Genomic DNA, 22,553 nt, shown 5'->3' with positions numbered 1-22,553 from the left:
GCCTCAATTCAATTGGATCAGGCCGCCCTTGACCGTGGTCATGCCGCCGCCGTCGATGGTGGCCTGGGCGCTGCCCTTCACCGTCACCGTCGCCCCGCCTTGCAGGGTGGCCCCGGTGTCGGCCTTGACCGTGGCGTTCATGCCCTGAAGGGTGGCGTCGCTGGTCGCCTTGGCGGTCAGCGCGGCGGAGGAGGAGATGTTCATCGCCTGGCCCGAACTCATGGTCAGCCCCTTGCCCGCCTTGATCGTCACCGCCCCGCTGGCCTCGATGGTGATGTCGCCATCGACCTTCAGGGTGTAATCCTTGGTCACGTTCTGGCTGAAGGCGTCCTTGTTGGTGCGGGTTTCCGCCCCCTCCACCGTCACCCCGCGCGTGCCCTTGACCGAATGGGTCTCGTTGCCCTTGGACACCGCCGAGGTCCGGTTGCCTTCGCTGATGGTCAGCGTGTCGTTGCCCTTGGTGATGGTGACGGACCGGTTGCCCTTGTTCAGCGTCAGCGTGTCGTCGGCGGCGTCCACCGTGGTGGTGCGGCTGTTGTTGATGAGGACGGTCATGTCCTTTTGCGCCTGGACGAAGATCTCCTCCGAATCCGCCTTGTCCTCGAACCGGATTTCGTTGAATCCCTTGCCCCCTTCGGAGCTGTTGGACTTGATCGTGCTTTTGGTCTGGTCGTCGGTCAGCGTGTAGGGCGTGGTGTTGGTCCCGTTGTAGACACAGCCGGTGATGATCGGCTGGTCGGGGTTGCCGTCCAGAAAGCTGACGATCACCTCCATGCCGACGCGCGGCAGGAAGAAGCTGCCCCAGCCCTTGCCCGCCCAGCCCTGCGCCACCCGCACCCAACAGGAGCTGTTTTCGTCGTTCTTGCCCTGCTGGTCCCAATAGAACTGAACCTTCACCCGGCCATACTGGTCGGTGTAGATCTCCTTGCCCGATTTGCCGACGACGATGGCGGGCTGGGTTCCGGCGATGCGCGGGGCCACCGCCCGGCGCGGCGGGCGGAATGTGGTGGCCGACGGCAGCGCGGTGAAGCGGTTGTCATACTCCCGGTAGGTCGCGCGGTGCTGGACCGAATGCAGCACCCAGTCGGCGTTCAGATCGGAACGCGGGTGGCCCGACAGGGTGAATTTCTGCCCCGCCGTGAAACCGCGCGCCACGCTGGTCCCGGTCAACCGCTTGGCCCCCGCCTGCAAGGCGGCCAGCCGGATGCTGGTGAAGCCGTCGCCCTGCCCCTTGGTGGTGTAGTTGCCGGGGTAATCATAGATCTGCGGCGCGCCCGATTTGCCGGTGACGCTGGCCTTCAGTTCGGTGGACGGCGTGGTGAAGTTGTAATCGTCGGCCTGATAGGCCCCGCTGGTGACGCTCTGCTCCAACGAACAGGCGGTGACGTGCGCACCGTCCACCCAATCCTTGCCCGGTGGCAACGCCAGGAAGGGAACCGGCGACACCCCCGACACCGCCGTGAAGGCGGAGGAGTCATCGGCCAGCACCAGCGTGTGCGCGCCCGCCGCGTGGGTGAAGAAATAGCAGATGCCTTCCTCCTCCATCAGGCGCGAGACGAAATTCAGGCAGCTTTCGCCATACTGCACGCAGTAATCGCGTTTGGTGTAGGTGGCGGTCGTCGAATCCTTCACGTCGCTGTAGCCCAGCGTCGAAAACACCTGCTTGATGATGTCCACGGCGGTCATGGACTGGTAGATGCGGTTGTCGCTGCTCAGGCCCAGCATCCACAGCCACGGGCGCAGATCGGCCACGTAGGAGGTGGCGGTCTGCACCACCCGCGTGCACAGCCCGTCGATGATCCGCTTGGCCCCGGCCCCATCGACCAGGGTCACGGTCAGATGCGCGCCGACCAGCTTGGACAGATCCAGATCCTGCGCGCCGCTGGCCGATTGCATCACCAGGGTGAAGTCGAACAGGTCGGACACATATTCGGTGCCGCTGAACTCGGTCAGGATCAGCGCGTCCTTGCCCAACGGCGTGCTGACCGACAGCGAGGCGTTGTCCTGCGTGGTGGCCTTGTCGCTCACGATGGAGAAACCTTCCAGAGGAAACCGTCACAGGGGATGCGCGCCTAAACCCGGCGGACGACGGGACCATCGAAGCTGTAGCGCAGCGCGCCGAAGGCGTCGAGATCGACATGAACCGCCGCCAGCCCATCGCCCGCCGCCAGCCGGGCCAACAGTTCGGTGGACAGGTCCGGCAGCAGCGTGTTGGTCAGCAGATGGTCGATGGCCCGCGCGCCCGCGTCGGTCGCCGCACAGCGGGCAGCGATGTGGCCGACCACCGCGTCGTCATAGGTCAACTCCGCCCCGTGGGTGTCGCGCAAGCGGTCCTGGACGCGCGCCAGCTTCAGCCGGACCACGGCGTGGATGCGCGGCTCGTCCAGCGGCACATAGGGGACCACCACCATGCGGCCCAGCAGCGCCGGTTTGAAATGGCGCACCAGATCGGGGCGGATCGCCTCGGCCAACCGGTCCGCCGCCGTCACCCCGCCAGCCGCCAGCCGGGCGATGGTGTCGGTCCCCAGGTTGGAGGTCAGCAGGATCAGCGTGTTCTTGAAATCGACCACCACCCCTTCGCTGTCCTCCAGCGTGCCCTTGTCGAACACCTGATAGAACAGCTCCAACACGTCGGGATGGGCCTTTTCCACCTCGTCCAGCAGCACCACGGAATAGGGGGCGCGGCGCACCGCCTCCGTCAGCACCCCGCCCTTGCCGAAGCCGACATAGCCCGGCGGCGCGCCCTTCAGGCCGGACACCGAATGCGCCTCCTGATACTCCGACATGTTGATGGTGATCAGGCTGCGCTCGCCGCCGAACAGCAGATCGGCCAGGGTCAGCGCGGTTTCGGTCTTGCCCACCCCGGACGGGCCGACCAGCAGGAAGACGCCGGTCGGTTTGCCCGGCTCCCCCAACCCGGCGAAGAAGGTGCGGACGCGCCGGGCCACCGCGTCCAGCGCCGCGTCCTGCCCGACCACCCGCGCGGCCATCCGTTCGCGCAGGCCCTGCGCCGCGTCGCGGTTGTCCTGCACCATCCGCCCGACCGGGATGCCGGTCCAGCCCGCCACGACCGAGGCGACGGCGCGGCGGTCCACCGCCAGCGGGACCATCGGATCGCCGCCCTCCTGCATCATGTCCAGTTCCAGCCGCAGACCGTCCCGCTTGGCCCGCGCCCGCAGATAGGCGTCGCCGGTCAGGGTCGGCAATTCGGCCTCCAGCGCGCCGATCCGGCGGGCGATTTCGGATTCCTGCTGCCAACGGGCGTTCAGCCGGTGGCCCTCCTCCTCCGCCGCGCTGTGGGCGCTTTCCAGCCGGTCGATCCGCTCGTCATGGTCATGGCCCGACACGCTTTCCCGCTTCAACAGGGCCAGTTCGGCGGCGTGCGCCATGGCGCGGCGCTGCGCGTCCTGCAAGGCCGGGGGCGGGGCGGTCTGGGCCAGGGCCACGCGGGCGCACGCGGTGTCGAGCACGCCGACGGCCTTGTCGGGCAATTGCCGGTCGCTGATGTAGCGGTGCGACAGGCGGACGGCCTGTTCCACCGCCTCGTCCAGCACGCGCACGCCGTGGTGGGCCTCCAGCGTCGGGATCAGGCCGCGCAGCATGGCGATGGCGGTGTCCTCGTCCGGCTCGGCCACCTTGACCAGTTGGAACCGCCGGGTCAGCGCCGGGTCCTTTTCGAAATAGCGCTTGTACTCGGCCCAGGTGGTGGCGGCGATGGTGCGCAGTTCCCCCCGCGCCAGCGCCGGTTTCAGCAGATTGGCGGCGTCGCCCTGCCCGGCGGCTCCCCCGGCCCCGACCAGCGTGTGCGCCTCGTCGATGAACAGGATGACCGGGTTGGCAGCGGCGGCGACCTCGGCGATCACCCGTTTCAAGCGGTCCTCGAACTCCCCCCGCACCCCGGCCCCGGCCTGAAGCAGGCCGAGATCGAGGATCCGCACCGACACCCCGCGCAGCGACGGCGGAACCGCGCCCGCCGCCACCTGCTGGGCGAATCCCTCCACCACCGCCGTCTTGCCGACGCCGGGGTCGCCGGTGAGGATCGGGTTGTTCTGCCGACGGCGCATCAGGATGTCGATGACCTGCCGGATTTCGTTGTCACGCCCGATGATCGGGTCGATCTTGCCCGCACGCGCCTGCGCGGTCAGGTCGATGGTGTAGGCGTCCAGCGCCGGGCTGTTCGACGGCGCGGCTGATGGGGCGACCGATGGGGTTGCGGCGGCAATGGAACCACCACCGGCGGACCCGCCAACCGGGCCGCCCTGGTCCTCCACCCCGCCGCGCAGCAGGTTGGGCAACTCCTCCAGCAAGCCGCTGCGCGGAACGCGGGCCAGGGTCGGGGCCGCCTCCAGCGCCAGACCGCGCAGGGCGTCATCGTCCAGCAAGGCGGCCAGGATCGCGCCGGAGCGGATCGCCCCGCCCCCCAGCCGCAGCGACGCCACCACCCAGGCGCGCTCCAGCAGGCGCAGCAGCAGTTCGGAAAAGGCCGGGGTTTGCCGATTGCCACGCGGCAGCCGCTCCATCGACCGCGCCAGATCGGCGGCCACCCCGCCGCCATCCACCCCGTAATGACGCAGCAGCCGCACCAGATCGCTGTCCGCCTGCGCCAACAGCGTGTGCAACAAATGCTGCACCTCCACCGCGAAATGGGTCTGCGTCAGGCAAAGCTGAGCCGCCGTTTCCAAACCGCGCTTGGTCGTGGGGTTTAACTTACTGACAAGCGTCTTCAAAGGGGACATTGAAATGCAATCACTCAATCATTGGATCATTTTTTCACTTTCTTTTTTAGGAGAAATTCGGGATCTTCAATTTCTTTCCTTTTTTCTTTCGGTATTCGGCGAATGTCTTCTTGGAAATAACTTCTATGGAGCAATTTATGAAATGATTTTGCTTCGCGATGAAGTGGAAATGCGAATTTCATGTGATTCTTAGACAAATAAATATAGATATCCGAAGGAACTGGGAACACAATCGACTCGCCAACCGTCTTCACAAGATTATGGTTCGTGTCAAACGATTCCGTTTCTGGATTTTTAATATCCATCATCATAATCACGATCGAGTTGAGTTTCTTGTTTTTTAACTTTATAGAGCATTTCTTCAATTTGCTGATTTTTTCATTTTCTGAAGGATCATATTTCTTTGTAAAAGAAAAACAAAATGCCTGAGAGTAAATAAAATTTACAAAATTCAATGCCATCTGAAGACGTGAGTCAATCGCACGCTCATATTCAAGAGCACAGTCTTTTGGACTTTCCCCGCTTATGAAAACTTTTGATTGAGAAAAACAAAATCCACCCATGTCGATGATATGGTCGATACCAGCCACATTTTTTTGAAGAACAGAATTGGCGTCAAAAAAACCAATATTGTTCTTCATGAAATATCGAGAAGCTGCCCTCTCGCCATACATTCCCTTTACCGTCTCGCGAGGCTGAGGCTTGAGCTTTTTTATTTTCTTGGTATTTTCAGAAAATCCAACCATCTCTTTGCGCACATCAATGATGTCTTCCTCTTCCGACTCACCGATGTCACTTCCAAAGTCCGACGGCTCATGCAGGCGGTCGTCCTTGTCAAGGAGCCAGGGTTTGTACTCCTCCATCACCTTCAGCGAGTCCATCGCTTGAACGGTTCCCCTGCTGCCGCGCGGCGGCGGCGAGGGGCGATTCACAGGGGTCGCTTGCAGCGGCATGGGCGGATTGATGAACACAACCGGCTTCCCCAACGCACGCGGTTGGGGCGGCGCTTGGGGCGTGGAACTCGGCCGACACACACTCTTGGCCTGTGTCACAACCGCTGGCGTGACAACCGTACCATAGCGGGTCGGGGGCGGCTTGTGCACCGGAGGCGGCGCAACGGCGGCAGGCTGCACCACGGATGAGAAGCGTGTCGGCGGGATCGGTGTTCCAACCGGTCTCGACACTGTTGCAGGCCGGGGCGGAGGCGGATTCCGTTTCATGCCCGTCACACCTTCCGGTAAAAATCGCGCGGCCCCCGGCTGGGCGCGGCACCCAAGGCGTCCGCCACCCCGGCGGCCTTGACGACATCCCCGGCAAACGCGGTGCATTGACGGCGGGCGAGGCTGAATTGCACGTTGACGCCCCGATATTCCGCAATCTTCGCCATCGCCTTGTCGGCCTGCTCCGCCGAAATCGGAATGCTGCGAGTGCGGACACCCGGCTTGGAAAAGGCGGCCTCGTCGCGATGGACCCGCCCCGGCACGCCAGCGGTCAGACGGCCCAGATCGCGCTTGGGATCCATGCCGGAGAAGCCCGCCGGGGAAAAGCCCCAGGCCTCGCGTTTGCCGCCGGGCCGCTCCACCGCGACGAAGCCATGCCCGGCCATCGCGTCGGGCATGCCCGCATCGGTGTGGAGATAGGCCCCAACGATCAGGCGATAGCCCGATCCAGCCGGGCCAGCCGGTTTGGCCTGCCCGGCCGGGTCAACGTGATGGGGATGGGCGTGATGAGGTTGAGCAGGCGCAGCGGTCCGGTTCGAGACCATCTTCGCCTGAACCGACGGCGCGGCAACATGGGAAGCGGCGCGCTGGCCCAGGCGGTCGGCCTCGGCCTCCAGCGCGTGGTCCTGCACCACGGCAATGCCACTGCCGAACGGGTTGCGCACCCGGCCCGAGCGCTGCTGCACCACGTGGGTCAGCTCATGCCCCAGCAATTGCTGGCCCTGCGGGGAGTCCGGGTTGTACTGCCCCGGCGCGAAATACAGGTTCGATCCCAACGTGAAGGCCAGCGCGCCAATCGACGGCGCTTCCGCGCCCACATGGACACGAACGTCGGAAAAATCGGTCTGGAAGAAGGATTCCATCTTCCGACGCACCGACTCGGGCAACGGGCGACCGCCCGCTCCACCGCGCAGAATCCCATCGGGCAAGGGTCGGGCGTTGCCCTGCGCCATCGGCTGCGCCGTGCCGGGCCGTGGCGACGTCTGCCGCGCCCCGCCTGCCAAACGCGGCCCGGAGGACAGGAAACGCCCTTGAATGACACGGCCAGACATCGCGTGCCCCCACCCGAATGAACCCATAACGGGACTGGAAACAGGGATGCAATCCCCCTTTCACGCCCCTGGTTGCATCATACTCCGGGAGCGCTCGCGGACTGTCAATGCGGACGCTGGAACCGCTCAATCCGCTGCCAGCGGACGGAGACCACCGGCCGACCGCCGCAGCGTGGCGCGCATTTCGGCGGCCAGATCGGCTTCTCCGGCGAAGCTGCTGCGGGCATCGCCGGGGTTGGCCTGGGCCAGCAGGGTGGCGGCGGCGGCGGTCAGCGCGTCGGCAGCACCAGGGTTGTGGGCCAGCAGCGTGGCCAGCGTGTCCAGGGTGATTTCCCCGACCAGAACCTCCGTCCGGCAGCGCACGGTTTCGCCATAGGTCGTGCCCAACAGCAGCGCATCCAACCCGATCAGTCGACCCGGCCCCAAGGGTTCCGGCGGTGGTTGGGTGGCGCGCCCGCGCGGGGCCTCGGCGGTCATCAACCCTTCGATGACCAGATAGAAGGCCGTCGCCGTCTCTCCGGCCTGGGTCAGGGTCAACCCGGCGGGCAGGCGGCGGCGGCGGATGGTTTGGGCGAGCACCCGGCGGTCGGCGTCGTTGAGCGCGTCGGTCGGGGCGGTGGTCGCCAGCAGCCGGGCCAGTCCGTCGGCGTCCATCGCCCGCCCGGTCGGAGCCGCCGGGTCGCCCGCCGCCTGCTCGGCCTTTGGCCAGGCCGGGCGCAAACCGGCGCGGTCCAGATGCCGCAGGATGTGCTCCAGCATCAGGCTGCGCACCCGATAGCGGCGCTCGAGCGGCGGGCTGAAAAACACGGCGTATTCCACCCCCTGCCCGGTGATCGCCCGCACCCGGCTGTAGGGCGGCGAGACTCCCGGCACGCTGTAGGGCAGGATGGCCTCGATGGCGGCGGCCTCCAAGATCCGCAGGGCGCGGTCCGTCGGCACGCTGGCGTCCAGCGTCACAGTGACCAAGGTCTCGAACCAGGGGTTGGGTTGGGAATGGTTGGTGATGGTGGACCCGGCGATCCGGCTGTTGGGCACGATCACCAGATTGCCCGCGTCGTCCAGCAACCGGGTGCTGCGCCAACTGATTTCGGCGATCCGCCCTTCCAGCACGCTGTCGCCCGCCTTGTGCAGCACCACATGGTCGCCGATCTTCACCGGCCGGTCGAGGTTCAGCGCCAGACCGGTGAAGATGTCGAGCAGCAGTTCGCGCAGCGCCATGCCCAGCACGACGCCCGCCACGCCCGACGCCGCCCACAACACCGTCAGGTCCTGCTTGAACACAAACCCGGCGATGGCCCCAAAGGCCAGCAGGAAGATCAGCAGACCGGAAATCTGGCTGAGAAGACGCGGGACCGGTGCCCCCAACGCCGCCGCGACCAACCCGTCGAGCAGCACATACTGCACCACCCGTTGCAGCAGCACGCCCAGCGACAGGATCAGGCCAACGCTCAGGGCATAGCCCAGCACACGCCAGCCGCTTTCCAACGCCTCCGCACCGGTCGCCTGATAGGCGCTGCCTTCCAGATAGAGCGCGCCGCCCAACAGCAGGCACCCGGCCAACGGCAGCAGCAGCTTGTTCAACCGGGACAGGATGATCGGAACAGCCATCTTGCGATCAGGCTCCCAAAGGGCGGTCAGAGGACGGATCAGGCCAGACGGAACCGGCCCACCTGTTCGCGCGCCCGATGGACCATGCGGGCCAGCTCCTCCATCGTTGCGCTGATTTCCTCGGCGGCGGCGGCGTTGCCCTCGCTGCTGACGCGCAGATCGCTCAGGCGGTGGGCAAGCTCCTGGACGGCGGCGGTCTGCTGGGCCATGGCCGCCGAAATCGCCTGCACCGCCTCGCCGCTGTCGCGCGCCGCCTCGGCGATGCGGTCGATGGAGCCGCGCGCCTCGCCCGCCGTCGCCACGCCCTCGCGCACCGTGCGCGCCGATTCGGCGACGATGCCTTCGATGTCGCGCACCGCCAGGGCGGCGTCCTCCGCCAGACGCCCGATCTGTTGGGCGACGATGCCGAATCCCATGCCCTGCTCACCCGCCCGCGCCGCCTCGATCCCGGCGTTCAGGGACAGGATGTGCGTCTTGTCGGCGATGCGGGTGATGGTCGCGGCGATGCGCTCGATCCGGTCATGGGCATCGGCGATGCGGCTCACCGCGTCGGACAGTTGGGCCAACTTGACGCGCCCGTCGTCGGCCAGCGTGGCGGTGGCGGTGGCCAGATCACGGCCCCGGCCGGCGTTGACGGCGATGCTTTCCACCGACTGGGCGGTTTCCGTCACCGCACCCGCCACGGCGGTCAGGCTTCGCAACTGGCGGTCGGACTCCTCGGCCACCTGCCGGGCGGCGGCGGAGGTCTCCGTCGCGGCGACGGCGATCTGTTCGGTGTCCCCGGCCACGCTGCCGATCAGGTCGCGCAACCGTTCCAATCCCCGATTGACGTTGCCCTTCAGCACAGCGAAATCACCCTGATAGGAACCGGAAACCGTGCCGGACAGATCGCCGTCGGCCATCCGACCGGCCAGCGTCCCAACCTCGCCCAGCAGGCTGACCAGCGCATCCAAACTGCGGTTCATGTTGGCCTTCAACGCCCGCAAGTCACCCTCGTAATGGCCGCTCATCCGGCCCTTCAAATCCCCGGCGGCCAGAAGCTGCATCACCGCCACCACCTCGAACAGCGGCTTGGTCAGCGTTTCGATCAGGGTGTTCAGGCCGCCGACCAACAGGGCGTAGTCACCCTGATGCGCCCCCGGTTCGGCGCGGGCGGCCAGCGCCCCAGCCTGTGCGGCGTCCACAAGCGCCCCCAGATCATGAGTCAGCGCCTTGATCGACTGGACGGTCGCGTCGGTGGCCCGCGCCATCGCGCCGATGTCGTCGGTCCGCTCGGTCATGCCGACGCTGACGTCCAAATCCCCGACGCCGACCTTGCCCAACCCTTCGGTCAGCAGCGCCACCGGGCGGGAGATCATCCGTTCCACCATCCACATGCCCAAGAGCGACAGGATGATCGCCAGCGCCAAACCGGCGAGGATGACCACCCGCGCCCGGGTTGAAACCAGATCGGCCTGGCGGCTGGTTTCATCGGCGGCCAACTGGGACTGTTTCACCAGTTCGGTCAGATCGTCGCTGAAATTCAGGAACAGGTTGGTCGCCTGGGCGACCATCGCGTGGGCGTCGGCGTTCTCGTTTTTGCGCGACAGCCCCAGAATCTTGTCGCTTCCAGCCAGATAGGTGGCGTAATCGCGAACGAAGCTGTTGTAGCGCTCCCGCTCCACCGCCGTCTCGATCAACGGCTCGTAGCGTTTGCGCCACGTCTCGATCTGGCCGCGCAGTCGGATGATCTCGGCGTCCAAGGCGCGCATATCGTCCGGGTCGGTGGACAGGATGTGGCGCAACTCCGCCGCCCGATGGTCACTGGTCGCCGTGTTGACCGCGTTGATGGCCGCCATCGCGGGCAGGATCTGGTCGGTGATGCGGGTCACATCGTGGGACAGCAGGCGAACCGCGTGCATGGCCACGGCCCCAAAGGCGGCGAACAGAATGATCACCAGCAGAAAAGCCAGTCGAAGCTTGGTCTTGATGGTCATGATGCAGCGATCACCGGCGGTTTCAGGGCAAGGGTGGCGGAGAGGCAAGGGGTCGAAGGGCTGCTTGCGCGTCAGCGCTGGGCGGTGGCGGCGCGATCCAATCCCGCCAGAACGCCACAAGACACCGGCGCTGTGACCAGGGCAAGGGCGCGGTGCCAACGTCTGGTGCGGTCCGCACCCGCAGAATCCATCGCCCGGTCGTCGGATCGCACCGCGCCGCATCGAACAGGGCCGCCCACGGCATGGGCAAGCCGCCGATGGCCCGCCACGGCTCTGCCGCATGGTCGCCAACAGCATTCCCTGGTGATCCCAGCCCCGATGCGTCCGGTCCCGACGCGTCCGGCAAGGCGTGGATCCGATCCACCCGCAGGGGATGCCGCCGCCAACGCCCCGGCCCGGCCAGACGCAGGCGATCCGCACTCCCCTCCCAACCGGACTCGGCCACACCGGCCACCAGCCCGAGCGGAATCGCAACGACCGCGCCCGCGCGCTCCACCAACAGACAGCGCGCCGGATCCAGCCTCCGGTCCCCGCTCGACGGCGGGACGGAAGCCGTCTCCGCCAGCGGTGCGGCGGTCGGAGGCCAGCCGAACAGCGGGGCCGGATCGACGACACGCAAAGGGACACCCTCCGTCACCCGCCACCACAGCGATTGCCCGCCATCGGGATGGCGAACGGAAAGCAGGGATTCCGGCGGGCCATGTTCCACGCTGACGGCGCGCTCCACCAGCAGCGCCACCCGTTCCCCCGGCGCATCCCCCCGCAACACCACCGCGTGCAACCCGCCATGGTCGCCGGACCGAATGGTCGGACCGGACAAACGACGGGCTGGCAACACCGCACCCGCCACCGCCACCAACCAGCCCACCGAGTCCGGCAACGGAGCCAACGGCTCCGCCCGTTCGATCCGCTCAAGCCGTTCGGCGCGCAAGGCCAACAGGCCACCATCGTGCATCACCCGCAACAGCGGCCAACCGGGCGACCGGGTGGCGCGCGTCCTGACGGCGCGCGGAATCGCCCGGCGCAGACCGCCGCACCACGGCAGCCGCAGGGCCGAATCCAGCGCGTCGGCGTCCAGCTCCGCGTCCCGACCCCAACGGGCGTCGTCCACCCGCAAGGCCAATGGCCCGACGGCGGTGGCCACCACAACCACAAGCCCACCACCGCCACATGACGGCGGTCCCGTGGGGTCCACGCACACAACCGGTTCCCCGTTGACGGCGACAAGCCCCACCAGACCGGGCAATGGCAGGGGCAGAGGGGTCGGCGTCTCCACCTCCGTCACCGCAACGACGCTGGCGCACGGAACGGTCCAGACGCGCCCGGCGATGAGCAGGCGCAGGGCGGGAGTCGGCGGGGTGGCCCGCGCGCCCACGACCTCCTCAGCCAATCCTGACATTCCTTGCGCTCCCACGCGTTGCCCCTCTGGTCATTGCCCTCGGGCGGTTGGACCACCAACGGCACACCGCGCCACAGAGTATGGCAACCTTCGGGCTATCCAAGCGGAAATTCACCGCAGCCCTGATGAGCACAGCCCTGCTCACAGCCTGTGCACATCCGCGACCACCCGTGGACGGGTGCGCGGCAGCGGCGGCCATCCCGGTTATCCCCTATCGACAGCCTCCGGTTCCTGCGTCACCCTTCTGGTGTGAGGGGTGTGAAGAGGGTCAGGAACCTCCGGTCGTCCGCATCACATCACACAGTCACGGGGGCAACCGCCGGGCGGGGTATTGTTTGATGAGCGCAGCCGACGAAGACGACCTTTTCGCCATCATCGAAGACGGCGAGCCGCCGTCCGGCACCGCACCGTCTGATCGTGTGTGGCGGATGCTGCTGGTCGACGACGATGACGAGGTGCATCTCACCACCGCCTATTCCCTGCAAGGGGTGGAAATCCTGGGCCGACGGCTGGAGCTGTCGCACGCGCGGTCCGGGGCGGAGGCGGTGGACATTCTGCGCCGCGACCCCGATTTCGCGGTGATCCTGCTCGACGTGGTGATGGAAACCCCGGACGCCGGGCTGCGGCTGGTCCATCTGATTCGCGAGGATCTGGGGCTGGTAAGCCCGCGCATCATCCTGCGCACCGGCCAACCCGGCTACGCCCCGGAACTGGCGGTGATCCGCGATTACGACATCAACGATTACCGCACCAAATCGGAATTGACGCGCACCCGCCTGCTGACCTCGCTCTACGCCGCCCTGCGCGCCTACAACCACATCCAGGCGTTGGAAACCAGCCGCCGGGGATTGGAGCAGATCATCGGGGCCTCGGCGGAGCTGTTCCGCCGCAACTCGTTGACCGCCTTTTGCGAGGGGATCCTCATCCAACTGGGTGGCCTGCTGGACATCGAGGCCAGCGGCATCGTCCTGGCCCGCACCAAACCGGCGCTGAGCGGCCTGCGCCACGGGTTGGGCGGGGAAGAGCCGGTGATCCTGGCGGCGGCCGGTCCCTTCCGCCACCTGTCAGGCTCCCCCCTCAGCAGTCTGGCCGACACGCCGCTGCGGCTCCTGCTGCAAAACACGCTGGAACAACGGACCAGCATCTTTCAGGACAACGCCACCGTCCTGCACATCCGGGGACGATCCGGCGACGATCTGGCGATCTATCTGGCCACCAGCCGCCCAATCGGGCCGGTCGGTCGGCAGTTGTTGGAGGTGTTCTCATCGAACGTCGCGCTGGGATTCGACAACGCGTCGCTGTTGGACCATGTCCGCGCGCTCGCCTATTTCGATCCGCTCACCCGCCTGCCCAACCGAACCCTGTTCCAGGACGAGGTCGCCGCGTCCTTGACCCGGATGCGGTCTGACGGGGCCGGAAAGCTTGTCATCCTTCTGATCGATCTCGATAATTTTCAAACCGTCAACGACGGCCTCGGGTACCGCACCGGCGACGCGCTGCTGCAGGCGGTCGCCCAACGCCTGCAGGACAGCTTCGCCGACGCGGGCGCGGTCAGCCGTCTGGCGGGCGATCTGTTCGGCGTGCAGGCGCGGTTGTCCCATGTTGGGGACGTCGCTCCCCTGCTGCGCACCGTGCAGCGCTGCTTTCTCGACCCCTTCGTGATCGGCGGGCATCCGATCACCGTGCGCGTGTCGGGCGGCTATGCGCTGGCCGACTCCTCGGAAATGGATGTGCATCGCCAAATCCGCCGGGCTGGAATCGCGCTGAAGCGGGCCAAGCGCGACGGGCGCGACCACATCCTGCATTTCGACGCGGCGATGGAAGAGGAGTTGCACCGACGCCTGTCCCTGGTCAGCCGGATCGCCGAGGCGCAATCGACCAACCAATTCTCTCTGATGTACCAACCGCAACTGCGCCTGTCCGATGGCGCGGTGATCGGGGTGGAGGCGTTGCTGCGCTGGCGCCGCCCCGATGGCAGTTGGGTGCGCCCCGACACCTTCATCCCCGTGGCCGAGGACGCCGGTCACATCGTGTGGCTGGGCGAATGGGTGCTGCGCGAGGCCTGCCGCGCCCTGGCCCGCTGGCACGCACAAGGATTCAAGGGGTTGCGCATGGCGGTCAACGTGTCCGTTCGCCAACTGCGCGACGACAACTTCCTGCCGATGGCCGAGCGGGTGTTGCAGGACCATGGAGTCGCTCCGACCGACGTCGAGCTGGAGATCACCGAAAGCAACGCCATGGAGGACGATCACATCCTGTCGGTGGTGCAAATTCTGCGCAAGCAAGGCTTCAGCATCGCGATCGATGATTTCGGCACCGGCTATTCGTCGCTCTCGCGGTTGCAGAGGCTGCCCGCCTCGGTCCTGAAGATCGACCGGGCCTTTGTCATGGACATCGACAGCCGACCGGAAAACCGCTCCATCGCCGCGATGATCGTCAAGGTCGGGCACGAACTGGGCATGAGCGTGCTGGCCGAAGGGGTGGAAAACCCCCAGCAGGAAAAGGTGCTGCGCGACCTGTCCTGCGATTCCGGTCAGGGCTACCTCTACGCCAAGCCCCTGCCGCCGGAGGCGCTGGAGGTTTGGCTGCGCGGGCGCATGATCGCCGACCGATCACGGGATGGCTAGACGGCGCGGACGGCCCCCGCTTTCCTCCGGCGCGTGGAGTGGCGCCACCAGCGGCAGAACCATGACGAAGCGCGTCCCCACGCCGACCTCGCTGTCCACCGCCACCGATCCCCCCATGACACGGGTGACGATGGCGTAGACGATGTGCAGCCCCAGACCACTGCCGCCCGCCCCGAATTTCGTGGTGAAAAACGGATCGAAGATGCGCGGCAGGATGGCCGGGGGAATGCCACACCCATCGTCATGGACACACAGACGCACATGGTCGCCAAGTCCCGTGTCCTCCAGCCGTTCGGCGGTCACGCGGATGGTTCCGGGCTTGCTTGCTTCGGAAAAGCCGTGCAGCACGGCGTTGGCAACCAGATTGGTCAGAATTTGCCCCAGCGCGCCGGGGTAGCTGTCCATGACGATGCCGGGCGGCAGATCCATCACAAACGCCACCGGAGCGTGCTTGTGGCTGGGGGCAAGCATGGCAACAACCTCGCCGCACACGACATCCAGTTCGAAACTGCGGCGCAATTCGCTGGTCTGGTCGACGGCCACCCGTTTGAAACGGCCGATCAGTTCCGCCGCCCGCGTCAGGTTGCCCACCAACAGCCGGTTGGCGGTGTTGAAGCTGTCCGAATACTCGCGCAGCACCGAGCGGCGCAGTTCCTTGCCCTCCAGCAAGGCGCTGAACTCGGTGATCTTGTCCCCCAGCGTGGTGGCTACGGTCAGGCCATTGCCCAAGGGGGTGTTGATCTCGTGCGCCATCGCCGCGACCATCCCCCCCAACGCCGCCATGTTTTCCGCCCGCACCAGTTCGGATTGGGCGCGCTGCAAAGTCTCCAACGCCTCGCGCAGTTCCCGCGTCCGTTCGGCGACGGTGCGCTCGATCTCTTCCATCTGGTGGGCCTGACGTTCGATGAAGCGCAGCCGCTCGACCTCATGCTCCTTCAAGACGCCGAGCGCCATGGTCATCCGCCCCACCTCGTCCATCCGCCGGACCACGGGAATCGGCGCATCGACCACCCCGGCGGCCAGCGCCGTCACGCACCGGGTCATGGACCGAATCGGCGCGGTGACGCCCCGCAGGATCAAGGCCAGCAACGCGCAAATGGCGACCAGCAGCGCGACACCGCTCAACGCGATGCTGCGGGCGCGTCGCAGAATTTCGGTTTCGGCCCGCGCCGTCGCCAGCCGCAGTTCCAATCCACCGATTCGCTGCGTCGACGATCCGACCATGTGGGACAGCGTTTGCTGCACCACGATCAGCCCGCGCTCCGGTGCGGAAAAATCTCCAACCGCGACAAAGGGCGATCCGTCCTGATCCAAGACCCGCATGCCGGAGAAATCGGGATCGGACAGGATCGGCTGCAGCACCGCCTCGGCCGCCTTGCGGTCCATGTTCCACAGGGCATCGCCCGCCCCACCGGCCAACAGGGCCACCGTCTGGTGCGCGCGTTCGCTCAGGGCGCGCCGGGCGTCCTGGTCGGAATAGTCAATCGCCACCACCACGGCGACCGCAACCACCAGCAAAAGCGGGGCGCAGATCAACGCCACGGCGCGCGCCAACAGACTGCGGTCGAAGATGGTCAGCATCCCGATCCCTCCCGGTGGCCGTCAGGCCCGATGCGCACAGCACCAAAGCCGTCGGCGACCACCGGAACGGACCGTCACACGGTCCAAAGGAAGGTCAGCGACGGACGCCCCGTTTGCGGTGGTTGCGTCCGACCGGTGTCGGGCTGGGTGCGCTTGCCGATGAGTGTGGCTGCAAACGCGACCAATTCCAACGCAGGCTTGTCATATCGGGCAGCCCATCGCGCAGAACCGCCACAATTCCCGGCGCGGCGTCGATCCCGACCCCGTCATGGCAGGCGAGCACGTTCCAATTGAGCGTCTTCTGATCCAGAACTTCGATGGTGAGGCGCATGACACTCCCGCTGGCAAGCGTCCGAAGGAGAGAAAACCCTACGCGTGAATTGTGACGGCACCGTTTCGTTTGTCTGACGATTGAAGGGTACAATCAAATTCGCGGGTGTTTCCACGCCTTTTTCGACCGCAGAGGGTGAATTGCCAAAGGGCACCCTCTCTCGCGTCGGGTTGGGCCGCCCCTGCGCAACGCTCGATTCCTGGAGGACCGCGCAAACCCGCGCGCGTCAGCGCCGCCGCGCCTCGGCGGTCAGGCGGGGGCCGGGGGTCAACTCCTCCCGGCGGCGGGTGCCGAAGCTGGGTTCGACTCGGGTGTCGCGCGGCGCGCCGTCGCCAGAGCCACCGCCCAGCGGCGCGACCGGAGCGGGCGCGCGGCCGCTGCGCCACCACGCAAAGCCGATGCCGCCCACCGTGGCCGCCAACACGCCCATGACGCCATAGCGCAGGCCGCTGGTCATCCATGCGGGCAGTCCGTTCGCACCGGCGGGCGGTTCAACCAGCGGAACCGGCTGCCCGGCCTCCGACGTCGCCGTCACCGCCGCGCGGGGGGCGGCGGTCGGAACCGGTCCGTCCGCCGCGCTGCGGTTCAGCGGGGCTTCGGCGCTGGTTGTTTGCGGTTGGGCAGAGCGCGCCGGACCGCTGCCCCCGCTGCTGGACGAGGAGGGCGGTGCCGATCCGAATTGGGCCATGCCGCCGACGGTTTCGTTGCCGCTGTCCACCCGTTGGGTCGGGGCGGCGCGCGGGACCACCTCTTTCTCGCGCGGGGTCTGGCCGATCTGGCTTTTCGACAGGCTGCCCATGGTGGAGGACGCCTTTTTCTCGCGGTCGCCCATCATCTTGGCCACGGTCGCGGAATCGAGCTGCCCGGTGGCGGGAAGGCCGACCGACTTCTGATAGGCGCTGAGCGCGGCGTGGGTCTGCGCCGTCATCTGGCCGTTGGCCCGGCCGCCGATGTCGAAGCCCTTTTCCTTCAAAATGCTCTGCGCCCATTGGATGTCGGCGGTCGCGGGCTGTTGCGCCCGCAGTTCCGTCACCCCGGCCAAGCTGGCCACCGCCGCCGCTGCGGCCACACCGCGCAGCGTCCGCCACCGATCCCCAGACATGACACTCCCTTTCCAGCCGTGGCCCGCCCGGCCACGTTCGATACAGGTCTACTGTGTTAGCAGATTGCGACGGTTTTTCGGTTGCGAATTTTGGATCCCGGCCCTGTCCGTGGCGGGGCGTTGCCAAAACAGCGCGACCGGACGATCCTCCGGGCAGTCTATAAAACTGCGTCCGGAAAATGGATGAGTCGGCCAGGGCGTGTTAGCCTTCCCACCGGGGGCGCTGAACAGAGGTCGGAATCATGAGCGTTGCGACATGGGCGGGCCTGTTGGCCGGAACGGTGCTGCTGGCGGGATGCGGCAGCGCCCCGACCTATCGGGAATGGACCGCCAGCAAGGAGGTTCCCGCCGTCGCCTTCGACGAGTGCACGGAGGAGGTGGACGTCACCATGCGGCTGCGCGGCTATCCCAACCGCCCCTTGCCGGAAACCCCGCAATACCAGTACCGCAAGGAAATCTTCGGCCAATGCATGCGGCGCAAGGGCTACAAGGCGGAGTGACCGCTCGTTCCCTGCCCCGCCCGCCATCTCACCGGCCGGGCGCGGCGTAGCGCAGATAGGCCAGCCCGCCAACCAGCAGGCCGATCAGGATCACCGACAGATAAAAGCGCAGCGGCAACGGCACCCGCTCCCTGCCGCCGGGCGCTTTGGGGGATTTGGCCCCGCGCGCCGCAGCGGCGTTGGCCGTCCCCGCGCGCGGCGGCGGACGGCGGTTTCCCGGTTGCGTCGGGTCATACAGCTCGATCAGCGTCCAGTTGAACTCCATGCCCTCGTAATCGGCCTCGGCGTTGTACTCCAACTGGATCAGCCGGAAATAGGCGCGCGGGTTGACGCCGATCATCGTCTCGAACCGCGCCTTGGCGTGGGGCAGTTCCTCCCCCACCTCCAGGGTCTTCCACCCTTTGCCGCGCGCCTTCTGGATGGCGTAGCGCGTGGGATGGGACGGGGGCGCGGCGATCATGATCGGAACGGGGGCATCCAAGAGGGGTGGGCGGAAGCGTCGGCACTCTAGCACAGCGCGCGCCACGTGGTAGGATCGCCGCACCATGCGCGTGCACACCATCCTCGCCCACCCGCTGCCCGACAGCTTTGCCGCCGCCGTCCACCGCACCGCCGCCGACCGGCTGCGCGCCTGCGGCCACGAGGTGGCGACGGCCGACCTGTACGCCGAGGGCTTCGCCCCCGCTCTGACCCCGGCGGAGCGGGCGGGCTATTTCGACGCCGAGTATGACTCCTCCGCCGTCGCCCCGCTGGTGGAGCGGCTGCGCTGGGCCGAGGCGCTGGTTCTGGTCTACCCCCATTGGTGGTTCGACCAACCGGCGATTTTGAAGGGCTATTTCGATCGGGTGTGGGTGCCGGGCGTCGCCTTCCGCCACGACCGGGCGGGCGGGCGCATCCTGCCGCTGCTGACCGGGCTGCGCAGCGTCAGCGTGCTGACCAGCTTCGGATCGCCCTGGTGGTTGACCGAACTTTACATGCGCAACCCCGCGCGCCGCATCCTGACCAAAGGGGTGCTGACCGCTTGCGCCCCGCAAGCCCGCCTGCGCTATTGCGCCCTCTACGACATGGACCGGGCCACCGACACCGCCCGCGCCCGCCATCTGGAACGGGTGGCGGCGCTGATGGCGCGGCTGTAGAACCGCCCGTCCGCGCCGACGGGTCGATCAACCAGACAGGGCGGTCAAGCAGACGGGCCGGTCAGACCGTCGGCACGCCGTTCTTCCGGATGACCTTGGCGTACCAATCGTAGCTGGCCTTGGGCGTGCGGGCCATGGTCTTGCGGTCCACCTGGACCAGACCGAAATGGCGGCGGTAGCCCTCCGCCCATTCGAAATTGTCCAGCAGCGTCCAGACCAGCCAGCCCCGCACATTCGCCCCGTCGTCCATCGCCTTGCGGGCGGCGAGCATGTGGTCGCGCAGATAGGCGATGCGGTCGCGGTCCTCAACCCGGCCGGAGGGGCCGACCTCATCGACGTAATCGGCCCCGTTCTCGGTGATGTAGACCGGCGGGTTGCCGTAGCTTTCCTGCAATTCGGCGAGGATTTCCGCCAGCCCGTCCGGCTCGACCGGCCAGTCCATCGCGGTGCGCCGCGTCCCTTCGGGGGGAGAGCCGTAACCGGTGCCGAACAGCCCCTGCGGGTCGGGCTGCTGGTGCATCCGGCTGTAGTAATTGACGCCAAGGAAATCAATGGGCTGGCGGATCGTCTCCAGATCGCCCGGCTTGGTCAGGGCGGCGAAATCGGCGGCCAGCTCCTCCGGGTACACGCCCTTGATCAGCGGATCAAGACAGGCGCGGTTCCACACCGCGTCCCACATCTGCGAGGCCGGGTAATTGGCGTCCAGACCGCCGACCGGCCAGGAGGGTTGCAGCGACAGCACCGTGCCCAGCTTCCACCCCTTGCCGCCGCCCGCCGCCCGCAGCGCCGCCAGCGCCCGGCCCTGCGCCAGATTCTGGGTGTGAATCGCCTTCAGGCAATGGGTCCGCCCGGTCACGCCCGGCGCGTGCAGCCCCATGCCATAGCCGAAGATGGCGACCACCGACGGTTCGTTCAGCATGGCCCAGCTTTTGGCGCGGTCGCCCAGCCGGGCGGCAACGGTCAGGGCGTAATCGCTGAACCACCCGGCGATGTCGCGATTCAGCCAGCCGCCCTTGTCCTGCAAAGCCTGCGGCAAATCCCAATGGAACAGGCAGGGCCAGGGTTCGATGTTGCGCGCCAGCAGCGCGTCGGTCAGACGGTCGTAAAAATCCAGCCCCTTGGCGTTGACCGCCCCGGTCCCCTCCGGCAGCACGCGCGGCCAGGCGACGGAAAAGCGGTAGGCCCGCATCCCCGCCTTCGCCATCAGATCCACATCCTCCTGATAGCGGTGGTAGTGGTCGCAGGCCATGTCGCCGGTGTCGCCGTTGGCAACACGGCCGTAAGCGTGGCTGAACCGGTCCCACACGCTGGGGCCGCGCCCGTCCTCCGCCACCGCCCCTTCGATCTGATAGGCCGAGGTGGAGCAACCCCACAGGAACCCATCGGGAAAGCCGCGCAGCGATCCTTTGGGCGCGGCCAGAGCCTGCACGCCGCCCCCCATCGACGCCAGGGTCGCCGTTGCCGCCGCCGCTTTCAGGAAGGTCCGCCGCCGCATCACACCGTCACTCCGCCTCAAGCCCGGCGCGCAGCCCCCCGCGCGCCTGTACGTGCACGCACTGTAAGCCGCGCAACGGCTTTGGCAACGGTCAGGATCGTCGGTGCGCCAAAATTGGGTTGCGGCACCCCTGGGATCGCTGTCACCGCAGGCGCGCGCTTGCCATAGGCGGCGTGCGTCGGCTGCGCTATAGTCGCCGCCATGAACGGACTTTTCCCCATTCTCATGATCGTGGCGATGCTGGCGGTGGTCGGCTCGCTCTTCGTCGGTCTCTTCTTCATGGCGCGCGGTGGCGGGGGCGATCCCCAGCGCTCCAACAAGATCATGCGGCTGCGCGTGATCCTGCAGGGGCTGGCGCTTCTGCTCTTCGTCATTGCCCTGCTGACCCAAGGATGACCCGGCCATGGTGAGTCTGACCCGCATCTACACGCGCGGCGGCGACGCCGGGGAAACCTCGCTCGGCGACGGCGCGCGCGTGCCAAAGCACAACCTGCGCGTCGCCGCCTATGGCACGGTGGACGAGGCGAACGCCGCCATCGGGCTGGCCCGGCTGCACACCGCCGACCAGCCCGCCATCGACGCCATGCTGGGCCGCATCCAAAACGACCTGTTCGACCTGGGGGCCGACCTCTGCACCCCGGAGGAGCCGAACCCGAAACACCCGCCGTTGCGCGTCCTTCCGTCGCAGGTGGACCGGTTGGAGGCGGAGATCGACGCGATGAACGCCGATCTGGCTCCGCTGAAATCCTTCATCCTGCCGGGCGGGACCCCGGCGGCGGCCCACCTCCACCTCGCCCGCACCGTCACCCGCCGGGCCGAACGGCTGATGACCGATCTGGCCCAGCGCGAACCGGTCACAGCCGCCGCGCTGAAATACATCAACCGCCTGTCCGACCATCTGTTCGTGCTGAGCCGCGTGGTCAACGGCAACGGGGCGCAAGACGTGCTGTGGGTCCCGGGGGCCAACCGATGAGGCCACAACCGCCCACAGCTTGGGCGACATTGACAGTGGAAACGGCAAATCCTATGGTCCGTTCGCAACCACAGCAATTTTTCGCGGTGTTCGCCCCCAAAGGCGCGCGCACAACCGGTCAGGGTGGGTTATGAAAGTTCTCGTCCCCGTCAAACGAGTGGTCGATTACAACGTGAAGATCCGCGTGAAGGCGGATGGCAGCGGCGTTGAGACCGCGAACGTGAAGATGAGCATGAACCCCTTCGACGAGATCGCCGTTGAAGAGGCCGTTCGGTTGAAGGAAGCGGGCACGGCGGCGGAGATCATCGCCGTGTCGGTGGGGCCGACGGCCGCACAGGAGACGCTGCGGACGGCGCTGGCGATGGGGGCGGACCGCGCCATCCTGGTGCAGACGGACGCGGAAACCCAGCCGCTGGGCGTGGCCAAGGTGCTGAAGGCGCTGGTGGAGAAGGAAGGCCCGTCGCTGGTCATCCTGGGCAAGCAGGCGATCGACGACGATTGCAACCAGACCGGCCAGATGCTGGCCGCGCTGCTGGGCTGGGGCCAGGGGACCTTCGCGTCGAAGGTGGTTCCGGGCGCTGGCACCGTCGCGGTGACGCGCGAGATCGACGGCGGTCTGGAAACGGTGGAGCTGGCCTTGCCCGCCATCGTCACCGCCGATTTGCGCCTGAACGAGCCGCGCTACGCCAGCCTTCCCAACATCATGAAGGCGAAGAAGAAGCCGCTGGAAACCGTCACGCCGGACGCGCTGGGCGTCGATGTGACGCCGCGCCTGACGACGCTGACGGTGGCCGAACCGGCCAAGCGCAGCGCCGGC

18 protein-coding genes are annotated in these 22,553 nt (G+C 66.9%); 6 read left to right on the top strand and 12 right to left on the bottom strand.

The window, feature by feature from the left end; translation table 11 throughout:
- Window positions 1–3: 3 nt before the first annotated feature.
- The 7 genes from EJ903_RS21015 to EJ903_RS27025 all read right to left on the bottom strand — a co-directional run bounded on the left by EJ903_RS21015 (window position 4) and on the right by EJ903_RS27025 (window position 11,982).
- On the bottom strand, window positions 4–2,028 hold the full coding sequence (locus EJ903_RS21015; RefSeq protein WP_158627965.1) for a type VI secretion system Vgr family protein: 2,025 nt from the start codon (window positions 2,026–2,028) through the stop codon (window positions 4–6).
- A gap of 44 nt (window positions 2,029–2,072) precedes the next feature.
- On the bottom strand, window positions 2,073–4,736 hold the full coding sequence (gene tssH / locus EJ903_RS21010; RefSeq protein WP_126619131.1) for a type VI secretion system ATPase TssH: 2,664 nt from the start codon (window positions 4,734–4,736) through the stop codon (window positions 2,073–2,075).
- A gap of 26 nt (window positions 4,737–4,762) precedes the next feature.
- Window positions 4,763–5,956: a hypothetical protein gene (locus EJ903_RS21005; protein ID WP_126619129.1), complete on the bottom strand. Its 1,194-nt coding sequence runs from the start codon at window positions 5,954–5,956 to the stop codon at window positions 4,763–4,765.
- Window positions 5,957–5,961: 5 nt separating this feature from the next.
- On the bottom strand, window positions 5,962–7,008 hold the full coding sequence (locus tag EJ903_RS21000; protein ID WP_158627964.1) for an eCIS core domain-containing protein: 1,047 nt from the start codon (window positions 7,006–7,008) through the stop codon (window positions 5,962–5,964).
- Window positions 7,009–7,134: 126 nt separating this feature from the next.
- Window positions 7,135–8,616, bottom strand: coding sequence for a mechanosensitive ion channel family protein (locus EJ903_RS20995; protein WP_126619125.1), 1,482 nt, complete (start codon window positions 8,614–8,616; stop codon window positions 7,135–7,137).
- Between the two features lie 38 nt (window positions 8,617–8,654).
- Window positions 8,655–10,592, bottom strand: a complete 1,938-nt coding sequence (locus EJ903_RS20990; protein WP_158627963.1) for a HAMP domain-containing methyl-accepting chemotaxis protein — start codon at window positions 10,590–10,592, stop codon at window positions 8,655–8,657.
- Window positions 10,593–10,614: 22 nt separating this feature from the next.
- A complete protein-coding gene (locus EJ903_RS27025; RefSeq protein WP_158627962.1) occupies window positions 10,615–11,982 on the bottom strand; it encodes a hypothetical protein in 1,368 nt (455 codons plus the stop codon).
- A gap of 347 nt (window positions 11,983–12,329) precedes the next feature.
- On the opposite strand from EJ903_RS27025, the gene EJ903_RS20985 reads away from it, so the two are divergent.
- Window positions 12,330–14,618 (top strand): GGDEF/EAL domain-containing response regulator, encoded by a 2,289-nt coding sequence (locus tag EJ903_RS20985; protein ID WP_126619121.1) that lies wholly within the window; start codon window positions 12,330–12,332, stop codon window positions 14,616–14,618.
- On the opposite strand, the gene EJ903_RS20980 is transcribed toward EJ903_RS20985, so the two are convergent.
- The 3 genes from EJ903_RS20980 to EJ903_RS20970 form a co-directional block, all read right to left on the bottom strand.
- On the bottom strand, window positions 14,604–16,199 hold the full coding sequence (locus EJ903_RS20980) for a sensor histidine kinase (RefSeq protein WP_126619119.1): 1,596 nt from the start codon (window positions 16,197–16,199) through the stop codon (window positions 14,604–14,606). The genes EJ903_RS20985 and EJ903_RS20980 overlap by 15 nt on opposite strands.
- A 94-nt stretch (window positions 16,200–16,293) precedes the next feature.
- On the bottom strand, window positions 16,294–16,530 hold the full coding sequence (locus EJ903_RS20975) for a hypothetical protein (RefSeq protein ID WP_126619117.1): 237 nt from the start codon (window positions 16,528–16,530) through the stop codon (window positions 16,294–16,296).
- 226 nt (window positions 16,531–16,756) lie between these two features.
- Window positions 16,757–17,632, bottom strand: coding sequence for a peptidoglycan-binding domain-containing protein (locus EJ903_RS20970; RefSeq protein ID WP_126619115.1), 876 nt, complete (start codon window positions 17,630–17,632; stop codon window positions 16,757–16,759).
- A 242-nt stretch (window positions 17,633–17,874) separates the two neighbouring features.
- Between EJ903_RS20970 and EJ903_RS20965 the strand changes: the two genes are divergently transcribed.
- Entirely contained in the window at window positions 17,875–18,132 is a 258-nt protein-coding gene (locus EJ903_RS20965) for a hypothetical protein (RefSeq protein WP_126619113.1), read from the top strand.
- Between the two features lie 28 nt (window positions 18,133–18,160).
- On the opposite strand, the gene EJ903_RS20960 is transcribed toward EJ903_RS20965, so the two are convergent.
- Window positions 18,161–18,592: a hypothetical protein gene (locus EJ903_RS20960; RefSeq protein ID WP_126619111.1), complete on the bottom strand. Its 432-nt coding sequence runs from the start codon at window positions 18,590–18,592 to the stop codon at window positions 18,161–18,163.
- A gap of 85 nt (window positions 18,593–18,677) precedes the next feature.
- Here EJ903_RS20960 and EJ903_RS20955 point away from each other — a divergent pair, with 85 nt between their 5' ends.
- A complete protein-coding gene (locus EJ903_RS20955) occupies window positions 18,678–19,268 on the top strand; it encodes an NAD(P)H-dependent oxidoreductase (RefSeq protein ID WP_126619109.1) in 591 nt (196 codons plus the stop codon).
- A gap of 61 nt (window positions 19,269–19,329) precedes the next feature.
- Here EJ903_RS20955 and EJ903_RS20950 read toward each other — a convergent pair whose 3' ends face one another.
- Window positions 19,330–20,763 carry a GH1 family beta-glucosidase gene (locus tag EJ903_RS20950; RefSeq protein WP_174237341.1) on the bottom strand — a complete coding sequence of 478 codons (1,434 nt, stop codon included), beginning with the start codon at window positions 20,761–20,763 and terminating at the stop codon, window positions 19,330–19,332.
- Between the two features lie 201 nt (window positions 20,764–20,964).
- Between EJ903_RS20950 and EJ903_RS20945 the strand changes: the two genes are divergently transcribed.
- From EJ903_RS20945 to EJ903_RS20935, 3 genes are all read left to right on the top strand, one after another.
- Entirely contained in the window at window positions 20,965–21,159 is a 195-nt protein-coding gene (locus EJ903_RS20945) for a twin transmembrane helix small protein (RefSeq protein ID WP_126619105.1), read from the top strand.
- Between the two features lie 7 nt (window positions 21,160–21,166).
- Window positions 21,167–21,736, top strand: a complete 570-nt coding sequence (locus tag EJ903_RS20940; RefSeq protein WP_126619103.1) for a cob(I)yrinic acid a,c-diamide adenosyltransferase — start codon at window positions 21,167–21,169, stop codon at window positions 21,734–21,736.
- Between the two features lie 130 nt (window positions 21,737–21,866).
- Window positions 21,867–22,553: electron transfer flavoprotein subunit beta/FixA family protein (locus EJ903_RS20935; protein ID WP_148105292.1), on the top strand; the 687-nt coding region annotated here is incomplete at its 3' end.

Origin of the sequence: Azospirillum griseum (genome assembly GCF_003966125.1) — a bacterium.
GTDB classification, from domain to species: Bacteria; Pseudomonadota; Alphaproteobacteria; order Azospirillales; family Azospirillaceae; genus Azospirillum; species Azospirillum griseum.
The sequence above is the reverse complement of the archived record's forward strand: the minus strand, read 5'-3'. Positions and strand labels throughout refer to the sequence as shown.